11 protein-coding genes are annotated in these 16,711 nt (G+C 72.4%); all 11 read right to left on the reverse strand.

Annotated elements, in window-relative coordinates:
- Positions 1–295: 295 nt before the first annotated feature.
- Positions 296–1,882, reverse strand: coding sequence for a phosphoglycerate dehydrogenase (serA, locus tag ACZ52R_RS37690; RefSeq protein WP_396287769.1), 1,587 nt, complete (start codon positions 1,880–1,882; stop codon positions 296–298).
- 242 nt (positions 1,883–2,124) lie between these two features.
- Positions 2,125–3,123, reverse strand: a complete 999-nt coding sequence (gene ilvC, locus ACZ52R_RS37695) for a ketol-acid reductoisomerase (protein ID WP_360498784.1) — start codon at positions 3,121–3,123, stop codon at positions 2,125–2,127.
- A gap of 152 nt (positions 3,124–3,275) precedes the next feature.
- Positions 3,276–3,800, reverse strand: coding sequence for an acetolactate synthase small subunit (gene ilvN, locus ACZ52R_RS37700; RefSeq protein ID WP_238951331.1), 525 nt, complete (start codon positions 3,798–3,800; stop codon positions 3,276–3,278).
- 32 nt (positions 3,801–3,832) lie between these two features.
- Entirely contained in the window at positions 3,833–5,677 is a 1,845-nt protein-coding gene (locus ACZ52R_RS37705; protein ID WP_465755035.1) for an acetolactate synthase large subunit, read from the reverse strand.
- Positions 5,678–6,004: 327 nt separating this feature from the next.
- Complete coding sequence (locus tag ACZ52R_RS37710; RefSeq protein ID WP_465617791.1) at positions 6,005–8,962, reverse strand: putative bifunctional diguanylate cyclase/phosphodiesterase; 2,958 nt, start codon at positions 8,960–8,962, stop codon at positions 6,005–6,007.
- A gap of 459 nt (positions 8,963–9,421) precedes the next feature.
- Positions 9,422–12,469 carry a helix-turn-helix transcriptional regulator gene (locus ACZ52R_RS37715; protein ID WP_360498781.1) on the reverse strand — a complete coding sequence of 1,016 codons (3,048 nt, stop codon included), beginning with the start codon at positions 12,467–12,469 and terminating at the stop codon, positions 9,422–9,424.
- Positions 12,470–12,603: 134 nt separating this feature from the next.
- Entirely contained in the window at positions 12,604–12,762 is a 159-nt protein-coding gene (locus tag ACZ52R_RS37720; protein WP_360498779.1) for a hypothetical protein, read from the reverse strand.
- A gap of 297 nt (positions 12,763–13,059) precedes the next feature.
- Positions 13,060–14,562, reverse strand: a complete 1,503-nt coding sequence (gene gatB / locus ACZ52R_RS37725; RefSeq protein ID WP_465617789.1) for an Asp-tRNA(Asn)/Glu-tRNA(Gln) amidotransferase subunit GatB — start codon at positions 14,560–14,562, stop codon at positions 13,060–13,062.
- Positions 14,563–14,649: 87 nt separating this feature from the next.
- Positions 14,650–14,910 (reverse strand): hypothetical protein, encoded by a 261-nt coding sequence (locus ACZ52R_RS37730; RefSeq protein WP_360498777.1) that lies wholly within the window; start codon positions 14,908–14,910, stop codon positions 14,650–14,652.
- Positions 14,907–16,400: an Asp-tRNA(Asn)/Glu-tRNA(Gln) amidotransferase subunit GatA gene (gene gatA, locus ACZ52R_RS37735; RefSeq protein WP_360498775.1), complete on the reverse strand. Its 1,494-nt coding sequence runs from the start codon at positions 16,398–16,400 to the stop codon at positions 14,907–14,909. Before gatA ends, ACZ52R_RS37730 begins: the two co-directional genes overlap by 4 nt.
- Before the next feature lie 5 nt (positions 16,401–16,405).
- Positions 16,406–16,702: an Asp-tRNA(Asn)/Glu-tRNA(Gln) amidotransferase subunit GatC gene (gene gatC, locus ACZ52R_RS37740; RefSeq protein WP_030057414.1), complete on the reverse strand. Its 297-nt coding sequence runs from the start codon at positions 16,700–16,702 to the stop codon at positions 16,406–16,408.
- Positions 16,703–16,711 lie beyond the last annotated feature (9 nt).

The raw sequence follows: 16,711 nt of genomic DNA on the forward strand, positions 1-16,711 counted from the left end.
AGGGTGGAGACGGAGGTGCCGCACGGCGTCCCAAGAGGGGTGGCGGCAGGCGGCGGGAGGGAACGCGCGGGAGCAGGGATCGCCTGCCCGTGAGGGCGCACGCGCACACGGGCCGCACGCCCTGGCTACAGGGGCGGCACACCGTATGGCTCTTCCACGGTAAGGCCCCGCCCCGGCCGTGTCTGCACGAATACTTGGATTTCCTAGTATCTGAGACGGGACCCACCCGGGAGAACGCAGCAGGGCCCGGACCACCGTACGAACGGCGGTCCGGGCCCTGCTCGGGCCGGAAGGATCAGCCCAGGTCGACCGAGCGCGCGAAGCGGGCGCCGATCTCGGCGGCGATCACCGACAGCACCTCCTGCGGGATCTCGCTGTCCACGGTGATGGAGGCCAGCGCGCCGCCGCCGTCGCGGGCGACCTGCATGCCGGCGATGTTGATGCCGGCGTCGCCGAGGTGGCGGCCGAGCACGCCGACCACGCCGGGGCGGTCCTCGTACTTGAAGAAGGCCATGTGGTCGGTGAGCGCCACGTCCACGTCGAAGGCGTCCACGCCGACGATCTTCTGGGTCTGCTTGGGGCCGGCCAGCGTGCCGGAGATGGCGATCTCCTCGCCGTTCCCGAGCGTGCCGCGCACGGTGATCACGTTGCGGTGCTCGGGGCTCTCGCTGGAGGTGGTCAGGCGGACCTCGACACCGCGCTCCTGGGCGAACAGCGGGGCGTTGACGTAGGACACCGTCTCCGCCACCACGTCCTCGAACACGCCCTTCAGCGCGGACAGTTCGAGCACCTTCACGTCGTGCTGGGTGATCTCGCCGCGGACCTCGACGTCGAGCCGGACGGCCACCTCGCCGGCCAGCGCGGTGAAGATCCGGCCGAGCTTCTCGGCCAGCGGCAGGCCCGGGCGGACGTCCTCGGCGATCACGCCGCCCTGGACGTTCACCGCGTCCGGTACGAGCTCGCCGGCCAGCGCGAGGCGCACCGACCGGGCGACCGCGATGCCGGCCTTCTCCTGCGCCTCGTCGGTGGAGGCGCCCAGGTGCGGGGTGGCGACCACGTTGTCGAAGCCGAACAGCGGGGAGTCGGTGCACGGCTCCTTGGCGTACACGTCCAGGCCCGCGCCGGCCACCCGGCCGTCGCGCAGGGCGCTCGCGAGCGCCTCCTCGTCCACGATGCCACCGCGGGCGGCGTTCACGATGCGCACGGTCGGCTTGACCTTGTGCAGCGCCTCGTCGCCGATCAGGCCGATGGTCTCGGGGGTCTTGGGGAGGTGGACGGTGATGAAGTCCGAGGCCTCGAGCAGCTCCTCGAGGGTGACCAGCTTGACGCCCATCTGCGCGGCGCGGGCGGCCTGGATGTAGGGGTCGTACGCGACGATCTTCATCCCGAACGCGGACATCCGCTGGGCGACCAGGACGCCGATCCGGCCGAGGCCGACGACACCGAGGGTCTTCTCGCTGAGCTCGACGCCGGTGTACTTGTTGCGCTTCCACTCGCCCTGCTTGAGCGCGGCGTTGGCGGGCGCGATGTTGCGGGCGACGGAGATCAGCAGGCCGCAGGCGAGTTCGGCGGCGGTGACGATGTTGGAGGTCGGCGCGTTGACGACCATCACACCGGCCTTGGTGGCGGCGGCGACGTCCACGTTGTCCAGGCCGACGCCGGCGCGGGCGACCACCTTGAGCTTGCGGGCGACGGCCAGCGCCTCGGCGTCCACCTTGGTGGCGGAGCGGATCAGGATCGCGTCGACGTCGGCGATCGCGGTGAGCAGCTCGGTGCGGTCGGCGCCGTTGCAGTGGCGGATCTCGAAGTCGGGACCGAGGGCGTCGACGGTGGCGGGCGACAGCTCTTCGGCGATCAGAACGACGGCGGTCTTGGATGTCACAGTGCTCACGACAGTGTGTCCTTAACTCTGCGGTTCCCCCGGCACGAAGGTGGCGTGGAAGGGCGGGGGAAGGTGGCATGCCGCGTAGGTAGACGCACGACGCTGTGGGCCTGACGCGCACTCGGAGTGTATCGACGGGCTGGGTGCCAGGCTGCTCCCGTCCGGCGAAATCACCCGGACGAGAGCAGCCTACTTGTACAAGGAAGTTACGAGATCGGGCCGCCGGAACGACCCGGAAATGCTCAGGCCTTGTCGTCGACCCAGCTCATCAGCGAGCGCAGCTTCTTGCCGGTGGTCTCCAGCAGGTGGCCCTCGTCGGCCTTCTTGTACTCGTGGTACTTGGGCAGGCCCGCCTTGTACTCGGCGATCCAGGTGTTGGCGAAGGTGCCGTCCTGGATCTCGGCGAGGACCTTCTTCATCTCGGCCTTGGTGGCGTCGGTGATGATCCGCGGGCCGGTGACGTAGTCGCCCCACTCGGCGGTCTCGGAGACCGACCAGCGCATCTTCTCCAGGCCGCCCTCGTACATCAGGTCGACGATGAGCTTCAGCTCGTGCATGCACTCGAAGTAGGCGATCTCCGGCTGGTAGCCGGCCTCGACCAGGGTCTCGAACCCGGCCTTCACCAGGGCGGCGGTGCCACCGCAGAGGACGGCCTGCTCACCGAACAGGTCGGTCTCGGTCTCCTCGGTGAAGGTGGTCTTGATGACGCCGGCCTTGGTGGCGCCCAGGCCCTTGGCGTACGACAGCGCCAGGGCGAAGGCCTTGCCCGAGGCGTCCTGCTCGACGGCGACGATCGCCGGGACGCCGCGGCCCTCCTCGTACTGGCGGCGAACCAGGTGGCCCGGGCCCTTCGGGGCGACCATGCAGACGTCGACGTCCGCCGGGGGCTTGATGAAGCCGTAGCGGATGTTCAGGCCGTGGCCGAAGAACAGGGCGTCGCCGGCCTTCAGGTGCGGGGCGATGTCCGCCGCGTAGACGTCGGCCTGGATCGGGTCCGGGACCAGGATCATGATGACGTCGGCCTCGGCCGCCGCCTCGGCCGGGGTGACGACGCGCAGGCCGGCCTCCTCCGCCTTGGCGCGGGACTTGGACTCCGGCTTCAGGCCGACCCGGACGTCCGCGCCGGAGTCGCGCAGGGACAGCGCGTGGGCGTGGCCCTGGCTGCCGTAGCCGATGACCGCGACCTTGCGGCCCTGGATGATGGACAGGTCGGCGTCGTCTTCGTAGAACAGCTCGGCCACGGGGGCACATCTCCTTGCGTGATGGGTGCCGGGTACGCGGTGCCTACCGTATTCGCACCCGGCGGGGGTATGAGTCTTTGCTCGAGGGGTGCCGCGCGTCGGCGCGCCGTCGGAAGGACGGTGGCGGGCGACGGGCGGGTGGGACGCGCGGGTTACGCGCTGCGGTCCAGGGCGCGCAGCGACCGGTCCGTGATCGAACGGGCGCCGCGGCCGATCGCGACCAGGCCGGACTGGACCAACTCCTTGATGCCGTAAGGCTCCAGCATCCGGAGCATGGCCTCCAGCTTGTCCGAACTGCCGGTGGCCTCGATGGTCACCGCGTCGGGCGACACGTCGACGGTCTTGGCACGGAACAGCTGGACGATCTCGACGATCTGCGACCGGGTCTCGTTGTCGGCGCGGACCTTCACCAGGACCAGTTCCCGCTGGATCGCAGCGGCCTGGTCGAGTTCGACGATCTTTATCACGTTCACGAGCTTGTTGAGCTGCTTGGTGACCTGTTCCAGCGGGAGGTCCTCGACGTTGACCACGATCGTCATCCGGGACACGTCCGGGTGCTCGGTCGGGCCGACGGCGAGGGAGTCGATGTTGAAGCCCCGACGGGAGAACAGCGAGGCGATGCGGGCGAGCACGCCGGGCTTGTTCTCGACCAGGACGGAGAGGGTGTGCTTGGACATGTGGTTCCTCAGTCGCTCTGGATGGGGGCGGTTCAGTCGTCGTCGCCGAAGTCGGGACGGACGCCCTTGGCGAACTGGATCTCGTCGTTGCTGGTCCCGGCCGCGACCATCGGCCAGACCATGGCGTCCTGGTGGACGATGAAGTCGATGACGACCGGGCGGTCGTTGATCTCCATCGCCTGCTTGATGACGGCGTCGAGGTCCTCGGGGCGCTCGCAGCGCAGGCCCACGCAGCCCATCGCCTCGGACAGCAGGACGAAGTCGGGGATCCGGGTGCCCTGGGCCGGCGGCTCGATGCCGTCGTGGCCCGGGCCGGCGTGCAGCACGGTGTTGGAGTAGCGCTGGTTGTAGAACAGCGTCTGCCACTGCCGGACCATGCCCAGCGAGCCGTTGTTGATGACCGCGACCTTGATCGGGATGTCGTTCAGGGCGCAGGTGACCAGTTCCTGGTTGGTCATCTGGAAGCAGCCGTCGCCGTCGATGGCCCAGACCGGGGTCTGCGGGCGGCCGGCCTTGGCGCCCATCGCCGCGGGGACGGCGTAGCCCATGGTCCCGGCGCCGCCGGAGTTGAGCCAGGTGCCGGGCTTCTCGAAGCGGATGAACTGCGAGCTCCACATCTGGTGCTGGCCCACGCCCGCCGCGTAGATCGCCTCGGGGCCGACCAGCTTCCCGATCCGCTCGATGACCTGCTGCGGCGAGAGCTCGCCGCTCGGGGCCGGCTCGTAGCCGATCGGGTAGGTCGTCTTCCACTCGTCGAGCTTCTCCCACCACTCGGCGTAGTCGCCCTTGTGGCCGGCGTCGAACTCGGCCTGGACGGCGACGATCAGGTCGGCGAGCACCTCGCGGGCGTCGCCGACGATCGGCACGTCGGCCGGGCGGTTCTTGCCGATCTCGGCCGGGTCGATGTCGGCGTGGACGACCTTGGCGTACGGGGCGAAGCCGTCCAGCTTGCCGGTGACGCGGTCGTCGAAGCGGGCGCCGAGGGTGAACAGCAGGTCGGACTTCTGCAGGGCGGTGACGGCCGGGACGGAGCCGTGCATGCCGGGCATGCCCAGGTGCTGCGGGTGGCTGTCCGGGAAGGCGCCGAGCGCCATCAGGGTGGTGACCACCGGGGCGCCGGTCAGCTCGGCGAGGATCCGCAGCTCGGCGGTGGCCTGCGCCTTGATGACGCCGCCGCCGACGTAGAGCACCGGGCGCTTCGCGCCGACCAGCATCTTCGCGGCCTCGCGGATCTGCTTGGCGTGCGGCTTGGTGACCGGGCGGTAGCCGGGCAGGGCGGTCTCGACCGGCCAGCGGAACGTGGTGGTCGCCTGCAGCGCGTCCTTGGCGATGTCGACCAGGACCGGGCCGGGGCGGCCGGTGGCGGCGATGTGGAACGCCTCGGCGATCACCCGGGGGATCTCGGCGGGGTCGGTGACCAGGTAGTTGTGCTTGGTGATCGGCATCGTGATGCCGCAGATGTCCGCCTCCTGGAAGGCGTCGGTGCCGATCGCCTTGGAGGAGACCTGGCCGGTGATGGCGACGATCGGCACGGAGTCCATGTAGGCGTCGGCGATCGGGGTGACCAGGTTGGTCGCGCCCGGGCCGGAGGTGGCCATGCAGACCCCGACCCGGCCGGTGGCCTGGGCGTATCCGGTGGCGGCGTGGCCGGCGCCCTGCTCGTGGCGGACCAGGATGTGGCGCACCTTGGCGGAGTCCATCAGCGGGTCGTACGCGGGAAGGATGGCCCCGCCCGGAATGCCGAAGACGGTGTCCGCGCCTACGGCCTCCAGCGAGCGGATGAGCGACTGGGCGCCGGTCATGGTCTCGACGACGTGCTGGGGAGCGTTGGCGGCCGGGTTGTCCCCGCGGCGGGGGGATGCGGCGTGCTCGGTCATCTGCCTGTCTCTTCTCGGGTTTTGCCGACCCGGCTGCGGGCCCCGGTGCTGCGAGGTGGGGTCCCGGTCCGGGTCGATCGCCGGCTCTGCCTCAATCGTCCCGCTCATTCCGACGAGTCGGAGGTTCTCGGGGGGTCGAGGCCAGGGGTCTTGCGGGGTGGAACAGCGTCAGTGCAACAAAAAACCCCTCGTGCCCAAGGGCATGCGAGGGGTGGCGCGTCGGTCTGTCACGAGCAGGGCGAGCGAGCCCTGTCAGCCGACGCGCCCGCCAAGTACGAGAATTCGGGTGCGCATGGCAACGACCATCCTCCCGTCCAGGGTGGCGTGTCAAGCAGGTGGGATGACCGTCTCGCCATGCGGACCACCTGCCGGACCAGTAGCGGCCCGGTGTTCGGGCAGGTCAGCGCCCCCGTGGTGACGTACGACACGTCCCGGCGCGGAGTCCGGGCGGCCACTCGTCCGGGTGTCGGCGGCCGGGTATCCGCGCCGGGCGGAGAGCGGGCCGAGCGGCTTCGGCAGCGGGTAGCCGCGGCGGGCCAGCGCGCGGCGCAGCCGGGGTTCGTCCAGCGTCGGCGCGAAGGCCGAGCCCTGGGCCTGCCCGCAGGCCAGCTCCTGCAGCACGGCGACCTGGCGGGGCAGGTCCACCCCCTCGGCGGCGGTGGCCATCCCGAGGTCGCGGCCGAGCCGCAGGGCGTGCCCGGCGAGCGTGCGGGCGAGCGAGGACTCGCCGAGGTCCTGGACCAGGGTGCGGTCCAGCTTGAGGCCGTCCAGGGGCAGCCGGGCGAGGGCGCCGAGCGAGCCGCTGCCGGCGCCGTAGCCGGCCAGCCAGGTGGAGACGCCGAGCCGGCGCAGCGCGGCCAGCCGGCGGCCGAGTTCGTCGGCGAGCGAGTCCGGTCCCATCCGGGCCACCTCGATCACCAGCTCGCCGGCCGGCAGGCCGCTGTCGCGCAGCGCGGCGGCCACCGTCTCGTACAGCCCGGGCGAGCAGAGCCGCTCGGCGGAGAGCCGGACAGCCACCGGGACGGGTTCCGGTACGCCTCGGCCGCGGCCGAGGCCGCGCCGGGCGGCGGCCGCGGTGACCGCCTCGTGGACCAGCCAGCGGGAGAACCGGGTGGACGCGTCGCCGTGCTCGGTGGAGCGCAGGAACTCGGCCGGGGTGAGCAGCAGGCCGCCCGCCGAGCGCCAGCGGGCCTGCGCCTCGACACCGGCCACGGTGCCGTCGGCGAGGTCCACCACGGGCTGGTGGAGCAGGGTGAAGCCGCCCTCCCGGACGGCCAGTCTCAGCCGTTCCTCCAGCTCGGTGCGGCGCTCCAGGTCGGCCCGCATCGCGGGGGTGTAGAGCACCACGCGGCCCTTGCCCTCGGACTTGGCCCGGTACATCGCGAGGTCGGCGTTGCGCATCAGTTCGTCGGCGGCGGCTCTGGGGTCGCCGGCCGGGCCGCGTTCGGGGGTGCCGAAGGAGATGCCGATGCTCGCGGCGACGCCGAGTTCGGCACCGCCGATCCAGTACGGCTCGGAGAGCGCGACGCGCAGCCGTTCGGCCAGCTCCTGGACCTGGAGGCGGCCGAGCGGGCCGCAGACCAGCGCGGCGAACTCGTCGCCGCCGAACCGGGCCACGGTGTCCCCGCAGCGGACGGCGCCCTGCAGCCGGCGGGCGGCCTGCACCAGCAGCTCGTCGCCGACCTGGTGCCCGGCGGAGTCGTTGACCGCCTTGAAGCCGTCCAGGTCGAGGAAGAGCACGGCGATCCCGGCGCCCGCCTCGCCCTGCTGGCCGCGGGCGCCGAGGGCGGCCCGCAGGCGCTGGGTGAACAGGGCCCGGTTGGGCAGGTCGGTGAGCGGGTCGTGGAAGGCGTTGTGCTGCAACTGGGCCTGGAGCATGACGCGTTCGGTGACGTCCCGGCTGTTGAGCAGCAGCCCGTCGCGGTGCCGGCTGACCGTGGACTCGACGTGCAGCCACTCGCCGCCGCCGGAGCTGATCCGGCACTCCACCCGGGCGGAGGGTTCGGCGGTGCCGGGGACGCGGTGGGCGGTGAGCCGGACCCGCGCGAGGTAACGGCGGACCTCGGAGAGCACCCGGTCCACGTCCTCGGGGTGGACGAGGTCCAGCAGGTTGCCGCCGACCAGTTCCTCCGGGTCCCGCCCGTACACGCCGAGCGCGGCCGGGGAGACGTAGGAGAGCACGCCGTTGCCCCCGGCGATCATGATGACGTCGCTGGAGCCCTGCACCAGGGAGCGGAAGTGCGCCTCCTTGTGGGCGAGTTCCTGGGCCAGCGACAGGTTGTCGAGCAGCATCACGCCTTGCCTGAGGATCAGCGCCAGCCCGACGGTGCACGCGGCCGCGGCCACCACGCGGTCCAACGCACGCCCGCCGAGGGCGTTATAGAGGATGCCGGCGGTGCAGACCGCGGCGGCCGCGTACGGGGTGAGCACGCTGAAGGTGGTGGCCACCCGGCGGCGCGGCAGGCCGCCGGCCGAGGGGTGCTCGCGCAGTGGGCGGCGCCAGCGCTGGGACCACGGCGCCCAGGCCAGCAGCAGGCTGCCGGAGAACCAGCCGGCGTCCAGCAGTTCGCCGGAGTGGTAGCTGCTGCGCAGCTCCGGGGAGGTGAACAGGGCGTCGCACAGCACGGTGACGGCGAGCGCCAGCATCGCGGTGTGCACCGCCGCCCGGTTGCCGTCCCGGCCGCCGAAGCGCAGCCCGACCACCAGGCTGACCAGCAGGATGTCCAGCACCGGGTAGGCCAGGTTGAGGGCCAGCCGCAGCGGGGAGCCGTCCTCGCCGGCCGCGATCCGGCCGAGCGCCAGGCTCCAGCTGAGGGTGAACAGCGAGCCGGCGATCAGCCAGCCGTCGAGCAGCAGGCAGAGCCAGCCGGCCGCGGAGCGCGGGCGCTGGGCGAGCACCAGGACGCCGGTGATGGCGAGCGGGGCGAACAGCAGGAAGGCGTACTCGGCGAGCGAGTCCTGGGGCAGCGGGGTGCGCACGACCAGCTCGTACCAGCCCCAGGTGCCGTTGCCGAAGGCGACCATGAGCGAGGAGAGGCCGAACAGCAGCCAGGCCGGGCGGGCGTGCCCGCCGACCGTGCAGCCGTACACCAGGCAGGACAGCGCGGCCGCCAGGGCCGCCGCGGCCAGGCCGAAGTCGCCCATGAAGATGGACAGTCGGCGGGATCCCCAGCCGGCGGCGGCGCCCATGGCGTAGGCCAGGCAGAGTGCGCCCAGGACGAGCCCGGGCAGCGTGCGGCTCTCCAGGAGCCGGCGCAGCGGGCCGCGCCGGGCGGGCGCGGGCATGTCGACGGCGGACGTATCGGCGGGCGGCGCGCCCGGGCGTCCGGCTCCGGGCAACACCGTATCGGTGGAGCTCACTCGGCCTCTCCCCCTCCGGCCCGGGGCCTCGCGCCCCGGCCACGGGCCACCGGACGCGCACCTCTCGGCCGTACGCGGTGACCTGGCGCCCCGTCAGGACGGTGGCCCAGGGGGTGGGCGGCCTGCCGGTCGCCGCACCGCACCGATGCTCCCAAAATGGACCCTACACCAAATCCGTCACTCAATGACACACACACTCAACTTAGAGTAATGGCGCAAGGGTGGGGAAATGCCCTCGATTCCGACGGATCGGCCCGGTTGGCGGCGGCGCGCGGGCGGGGGCTCACGCGGCGCGCACGGGATCACACGGGAGCACACGGCAGCGCCCCGCGGCCGGGACCGGACCGCCCTCGAGCGGTCCGGCCCCGGCGGCGGGGCCGGGTCTCAACGGCCGGACGGTGCCGGATCGTCCGGGAACAGCCGCAACCGGTGTGCCAGCGCGGCTGCCTCGCCCCGGCCGCCGACCGCGAGCTTGCCCAGGATGTTGGAGACGTGCACGCTTGCGGTCTTCGGAGAGATGTACAGCTCCTCGGCGATCTGCCGGTTGGTCCAGCCGCGCGCGAGCAATCGGAGCACGTCCCGCTCACGGGGGGTCAGGTTGAAGGAGTCCCCGACGGACGCGGCCGGAGCCGGCTCCGCCGCCGCCCGCTCGGCGGGGGCCAGGCTCAGCCCGGCCCGCTCGGCGAGGCCCGCGATCTGCGCCCCCAGCGTCCGGTCGTCCCGTACGGCCGCCAGTTCGGCCGCCTCGCGCAGCAGTTCGGCCCCGGCCTCGCGCCGCCCGGCCAGCACCTCGGCCTCGGCGGCCCGCAGCAGGGCGAGCGCCAGCGGGAACGGCAGGCCGGTCGGCCGCAGCGCCTCGAGCGCGGCGCCCCACAGCGCGGGGGTGTCGGCGCCCTCGGCGCGGGCCAGTTCGGCCTCCAGCAGCCGGGCCCAGCCATGGTGCAGCGGCGCCCTGGGCCGCAGCACGGCGGCCGCCTCCCGGATCGCGGCCAGCGCCTCGGCCCGGCCCGCCGCGGCCTGCGGCAGGCCCCGGATGTCCGCCTCCACCCCGGCGGCCTCTGCCAGCAGCGGGTAGACGTCGGACTCGTGGCCGAGCCGTCCGCCCTCCGCCAGCGCGGCGAGCAGTTCGGCCCGGGCTTCCAGCGGTCGGCCGCCGAGCGCGGCGAGCCGCACCGCCAGCCGGCTGATCGGCACGCTGTGCTGGACCTGGCCGACCCGGTTGGCCGACCGGGCCTGCGCCAGCATGGTCGCCGCGGTGGGCAGGTCGCCCTGCAGCAGGGCGAGTTCGCCGCGCATCCGGTCCAGGAACTCGGCGTGGGTACCGCTCAGGCTGGTCAGCTCGCAGGCGGCGAGCACCTCGGCGGCCTCCCCGACCCGCCCGAGGTCGGTCAGCGCCTCGACCAGGTTGCCGGTCAGGATGGTGCCGACGTTGCGCAGCAGGCCGTTGCCGTCCGCGAACTCCAGGCCCTCGCGGGCCAGCCGGACGGCGTCCTCGGCCCGGCCCAGCCCGCGCTGCATGCTGGCCAGGTTGTTGATGCCGCGCAGCAGCAGGTCGGGCACGCCCAGCCGGCGGGCCCGCTCGACCGCCCCGGCGAGCTCGGCCAGCCCGCCCTCGGCGTCGCCGTGCACGTCGTAGCGCAGGCCGCCGAGGGTCATCCGGGCGTGCACCTCGACCGCGTGCGCGCCGACCTGCTCGGCGATCCGGATCGCCCGCTCGGCGAGTTCGAGGTGCTCGGGCCCGGGCTGCTTGAGCATCGCCGAGCCGGCGCCGAGCGCGAGCACCTCGGCCTGCACGGCCGACGGCGGCAGCGGTTCCACCAGCCGCAGCGCGTGGCCGATCTCCGCCTCGTCGCCGGAGCGGCGCAGGCTGCCCAGCATCCGGGCCCGGTTGATCCGGAACCAGGCCGCGCGCACCGGGTGCACCGTCTCGTCGACCAGCCGCACCCCGCGCTTGGCCAGGCTCAGGCCGCGCTCGCGATCGCCGCAGCGCCGGGCCGCGACCACCGCCTCGGCCAGCACGTCCTCCAGCTGGATCCGGTCGCACTCCTCGTCGGCGGCGCTGTGGTCGCAGGAGCCCGGCGGGTAGGTCTCGGCCCAGTCGTAGGGGCGCAGGGTGTGCGCCAGTACCTCCTCGGAGACCATGTCCCACAGCTCCAGGGCCCGTTCCAGCATGCCAAGCTGCTCGGCGAAGGCGTTGCGGCGGCGGGCCGCGCGGGCGGCCTCCAGGGCGGTCGGCAGGGCGCGGGCCGGGTCGTGCGCGTGGTACCAGTAGTTGGCCAGCCGGGCGGGCAGCGCGTCGCAGGAGACCAGCTGCGGCTGGGCCTCCACGGCGAGCGCGAACTTGCGGTTGATCCGGTGGCGTTCGCCGGGCAGCAGGTCGTCCGAAACCGCCTCGCGGACCAGCGCGTGCCGGAACCGGTAGCCCTCGCCCTCGCTGTCCGGACGCAGGATGTTGGCGCCGACGGCCGACCGCAGCGCCTCGATCAGCGCCTCCTCGTCGTCGTCCAGGACGGCGGCCAGCAGGGCGTGTTCGACGTGCGAGCCGCCCTCGGCGGCGATCCGCACCACCCGCTGGGCCTCCTCGTCCAGGCCCTCGACCCGCACCAGCAGGATGTCCCGCAGCGAGTCGGTCAGCCCGGCGCCGCAGCCGTCCTCGAAGGCGGTGGCCAGCTCCTCGACGAAGAAGGGGTTGCCCTCCGAGCGGCGGTGGATCCGGTCCACCAGCTGGCGGTCGGGGGTGGCGGTGCCGAGGATCCCGGCCAGCTGGGCGGCCACCTCGCGGCGGACGAACCGCGCCAACTCCAGCCGCTGGACGGTGCGCAGCCGATCGAGCTCGGCGAGGAAGGGGCGCAGCGGGTGCCGGCGGTGCAGGTCGTCGCTGCGGTAGGTGGCGACCAGCAGCACCCGGGAGCGGTGCAGGGTGCGCACCAGGAAGGCGAGCAGTTCGCGGGTGGAGCGGTCGGACCAGTGCAGGTCCTCGACGGCGAGGACGAGGGTACGCTCCGCGCCGAGCCGTTCGAACAGCCTCGCGGTGTGCTCGAACAGCCGGGCCCGGCCGTACTCGTCGTTGGGTTCGCCGTCGGCCTCGCCGAACTCGGAGATCAGGCGGGCGAGATGGCCCTCGCTGCCGGCCGCCGCGGCCTCGAACTCGGCGCCCAGTGAGCGGTGCAGCCGGCGTAGTGCGGCGGCCAGCGGCGCGTAGGGCAGGCCCTCGGCGCCGACCTCCAGACAGCTGCCGAGCGAGGTGACCGCGCCCCGGTCGGCGGCACGCTGCAGGAACTCCTCCAGCAGCCGGGTCTTGCCGACGCCGGCCTCGCCGCCGATCAGCACGGCCTGCGGGCTGCCGGTGCCCGCCCGGCGCAGCGCGTCGGTCAGTTCGGTGATCTCGCTGCCACGGCCGACGAAGACGGGGCTGACCGATATCTGCTGCATGGAGGCGAGCATGCCATAGCCGGTGGGGACCGGCCGAGGGGTTATCTCCCCTGGCGAACGCCCGGAGGGGGAGACGCTCACTCGCAGCGTCTCCCCCTCCGTAACTCCGTCGGCACCGCCCTGGTGCCGCACCGTCAGCATTCGGGCTGACGCACGGGGCGCCGCTGGAAGCGGGTGGCCACCGGACGCTGCCGCAGGCGGCGCGCCTCCTTGGCCTCGCGCACCAGGCGCTCGTGCTCGGCGCGGGCCACGAGCTCGTGGGCGTGTTGCTGGAAGGTCTGGTACTCGATCACTTCAGGTCCCCTTTGTGGGTTCTCACTGCTGTCTTGCTGACAGGTAAGAGCTTCCTCTCCCAGTGGGGGGTGCGGCATCGGGAGCGTGCCCGATCTTCGGGGGCCCGGAGGCCTTAGATCGGGCGCCGGGAAAGGTTTAAGGCCCGGCCTCACCCCATTACGGGGGTGAGACCGGGCCTTAGACCTTACTTAGAGGGCCTTAGATGCCTTAGGCGCCTTAGGAAGGAAGGGTCGACAGCCTAGGTGCCCTGGGAAGAAGCCGCTCAGGCGGAGCCGCCCGGCTTCTCCAGGCTGTGCTTACTGTCCTTCCACGCCCAGCTTCTCGAGGATCAGGTCCTTCACGCGGGCGGCGTCGGCCTGGCCGCGGGTGGCCTTCATGACCGCGCCGACCAGCGCGCCCACGGCCTGGACCTTGCCGTCGCGGATCTTGGCGGCGATCCCCTCGTTCTCGGCGATCGCCTGGTCGACGGCGGCGCCCAGCGCGGAGTCGTCCGAGACCACGGCCAGGCCGCGCTTCTCGACGATCTCGTCCGGCTCGCCCTCGCCGGCCAGCACACCCTCGATGACCTGGCGGGCCAGCTTGTCGTTCAGCTTGCCCTCGGCGACCAGCGCGGCGACCCGGGCGACCTGCACCGGGGTGATCGGCTGCTCGCTCAGCTCGGTGCCGGTCTCGTTGGCACGGCGGGCCAGCTCGCCCATCCACCACTTGCGGGCCTGGTCGGCCGGGGCACCGGCCGCGATGGTCTCCTGGATCGGCCCCACCGCACCGGCGTTGAGGACGGACTGCATGTCCTTGTCGGACAGCCCCCACTCGGCCTGCAGCCGGGCGCGGCGCACCCGCGGCAGCTCGGGCAGGGCGGCGCGCAGCTCCTCGACCCACGCGCGGGCGGGGGCCACCGGCACCAGGTCCGGCTCGGGGAAGTAGCGGTAGTCCTCGGCGTTGTCCTTGATCCGGCCCGAGGTGGTGCTGCCGTCGTCCTCGTGGAAGTGGCGGGTCTCCTGCACGATGGTGCCGCCGTCGCTCAGCACGGTGGCGTGCCGACGGATCTCGTACCGGGCGGCCCGCTCCACGCTGCGCAGCGAGTTGACGTTCTTGGTCTCCGAGCGGGTGCCGAACTTCTCGGTGCCGTTCGGGCGCAGCGACAGGTTGACGTCGCAGCGCATCTGGCCCTTGTCCATCCGGGCCTCGGAGACGCCGAGGGAGCGGATGACCTCGCGCAGCTCGGCGACGTACGCCTTGGCGACCTCGGGGGCGCGCTCGCCGGCCCCCTCGATCGGCTTGGTGACGATCTCGATCAGCGGGATGCCGGCCCGGTTGTAGTCGAGCAGCGAGTGGGTGGCGCCGTGGATGCGGCCGGTCGCGCCACCGACGTGGCTGGACTTGCCGGTGTCCTCCTCCATGTGGGCGCGCTCGATCTCCACGCGGAAGGTCGAGCCGTCCTCGAGCTGCACGTCGAGGTAGCCGTTGAAGGCGATCGGCTCGTCGTACTGCGAGGTCTGGAAGTTCTTGGGCATGTCCGGGTAGAAGTAGTTCTTCCGGGCGAACCGGCACCACTCGGCGATGTCGCAGTTCAGCGCCAGGCCGATCTTGACGGCCGACTCCACGCCGACCGCGTTGACCACCGGCAGCGAGCCCGGCAGGCCCAGGCAGGTCGGGCAGGTCTGGCTGTTCGGCTCGGCGCCCAGCTCGGTCGAGCAGCCGCAGAACATCTTGGTCTTGGTACCGAGCTCGACGTGGACCTCAAGGCCCATCACCGGGTCGTACGACGCCAGAGCGTCCTCGTAGGAGACCAGGGTCATGACGCTCACAGCGTCCCTTCTCAACTAAAGACTCGGGAGGTACGGGCCCGGCCGCCGCTCGCGCGGGGCCGGGCCTGGGCGCTCGGCTCAGCCCAGCAGCACGTCGTCGGAGCCCAGCCGGCGCAGCTCGCGCACCAGCAGGGCGGTGCCGGTGATCAGCGCGGCGGCGCCGACCAGGGCGTTGACCAGCTTGAGGGTGTCGCTCTCCTCGCGGGCCTTGCGGACGTCCTTGGCGATGGAGACCGCGCCGAAGGCGCTGGTGCCGATGGACAGCCACAGGCCGGGCTTCGAGTGCTTGAAGCCCTTCAAGGAAGTCGACTGGGCCTTCGCCTTCTCGATCTTGCTCACAGTGCCGGTGCCTCCTCCAGCAGGGTGTGCCCCCACTTGTCGTTGAGTGCGGCCTCGACGGCGCCGCCCACGCGGTACAGGCGGTCGTCCGCCATCGCGGGTGCGATGATCTGCAGGCCGACCGGGAGATTGTCCTCCGGCGCCAGGCCGACCGGCAGCGACATGGCCGCGTTGCCCGCCAGGTTCGACGGAATCGTGCACAGGTCGGCCAGGTACATCGCCATCGGGTCGTCGGCGCGCTCGCCGATCGGGAAGGCGGTGGTCGGCGTGGTCGGCGAGACCAGCACGTCCACGCCGGCGAAGGCCGCGTCGAAGTCCCGCGAGATGAGCGTGCGGACCTTCTGGGCCGAGCCGTAGTAGGCGTCGTAGTAGCCCGAGGAGAGGGCGTAGGTGCCCAGGATGATGCGGCGCTTGACCTCGTCGCCGAAGCCGGCCTCACGGGTCAGCGCGGTGACCTCCTCGGCCGAGCGGGTGCCGTCGTCGCCGACCCGCAGGCCGTAGCGCATCGCGTCGAAGCGGGCCAGGTTGGAGGAGCACTCACTCGGCGCGATCAGGTAGTACGCCGGCAGCGCCAGGGTGAACGACGGGCAGGAGACCTCGACGACCTCGGCGCCCAGCTCGCGCAGCAGCTCCACCGACTCGTTGAAGCGCTCCATCACGCCGGCCTGGTAGCCCTCGCCGGCGAACTCCTTGACGACGCCGATCCGCATGCCGCGGACGTCGCGCATCTTCGCGGCCTCGACCACGGCCGGGACCGGCGCGTCGATCGAGGTGGAGTCCAGCGGGTCGTGCCCGGCGATGGCCTCGTGCAGCAGCGCCGCGTCCAGCACGGTGCGGGCGCACGGGCCGCCCTGGTCCAGGCTGCTGGAGAAGGCGACCAGGCCGTAGCGGGACACCGAGCCGTAGGTCGGCTTGACGCCGACGGTGCCGGTGACGGCGCCGGGCTGGCGGATCGAGCCGCCGGTGTCGGTGCCGATCGCCAGCGGGGCCTCGAAGGCGGCCAGCGCGGCGGCCGAACCGCCGCCGGAGCCGCCGGGGATGCGGGTGAGGTCCCACGGGTTGCCGGTCGGGCCGTAGGCGGAGTTCTCGGTGGAGGAGCCCATCGCGAACTCGTCCATGTTGGTCTTGCCGAGGATGACGACGCCGGCGTCCTTGAGACGGGAGGTCAGCGTGGCGTCGTACGGCGGGATCCAGCCCTCGAGCATCTTGGAGCCGCAGGTGGTGGGGACGCCCTTGGTGGTGAAGACGTCCTTCAGCGCGAGCGGGACGCCGGCCAGCGGGCCCAGCTCCTCGCCCTTGGCACGCTTCTCGTCGACGGCCTTGGCGGCGGCCAGCGCGCCCTCGGTGTCGACGTGCAGGAAGGCGTTGACCTTCTTGTCGACGGCCTCGATGCGGTCCAGGTGCGCCTGCGCGACCTCGACGGCGGACACCTCGCCCTTGGCGATGGCGCCCGCGGTCTCGGCGGCGGTGTAGCGAATCAGCTCGGTCATCTCGGTCAGTCCTCCCCGAGGATCTGCGGCACACGGAAACGCTGCTCTTCGGCGGCGGGGGCGCCGGACAGCGCCTGCTCCGGGGTGAGCGAGGGCCGCACCTCGTCCGCGCGCATGACGTTGGTCAGCGGCAGCGGGTGGGAGGTCGGCGGGACGTCCTGTCCGGCGACCTCGGAAACGCGGGCGACCGCGCCGATGATCACGTCGAGCTGCTCGGCGAAGTGGTCCAGCTCTTCGGGCTTCAGCTCAAGACGCGACAGCCGGGCGAGGTGGGCGACCTCCTCGCGCGTGATGCCAGGCATGCAGCGATC

It is taken from the genome of Kitasatospora sp. NPDC034023 (assembly GCF_055575795.1).

Coding starts and splice junctions, on each gene's coding strand:
- gatC (WP_030057414.1), bottom strand. CDS start 16,702: ATGCCTGGCATCACGCGCGAGGAGGTCGCCCACCTCGCCCGGCTGTCG.
- gatB (WP_465617789.1), bottom strand. CDS start 14,562: ATGACCCTGGTCTCCTACGAGGACGCTCTGGCGTCGTACGACCCGGTG.
- ACZ52R_RS37715 (WP_360498781.1), bottom strand. CDS start 12,469: ATGCAGCAGATATCGGTCAGCCCCGTCTTCGTCGGCCGTGGCAGCGAG.
- gatA (WP_360498775.1), bottom strand. CDS start 16,400: ATGACCGAGCTGATTCGCTACACCGCCGCCGAGACCGCGGGCGCCATC.
- ACZ52R_RS37710 (WP_465617791.1), bottom strand. CDS start 8,962: ATGCCCGCGCCCGCCCGGCGCGGCCCGCTGCGCCGGCTCCTGGAGAGC.
- ACZ52R_RS37705 (WP_465755035.1), bottom strand. CDS start 5,677: ATGACCGAGCACGCCGCATCCCCCCGCCGCGGGGACAACCCGGCCGCC.
- ilvN (WP_238951331.1), bottom strand. CDS start 3,800: ATGTCCAAGCACACCCTCTCCGTCCTGGTCGAGAACAAGCCCGGCGTG.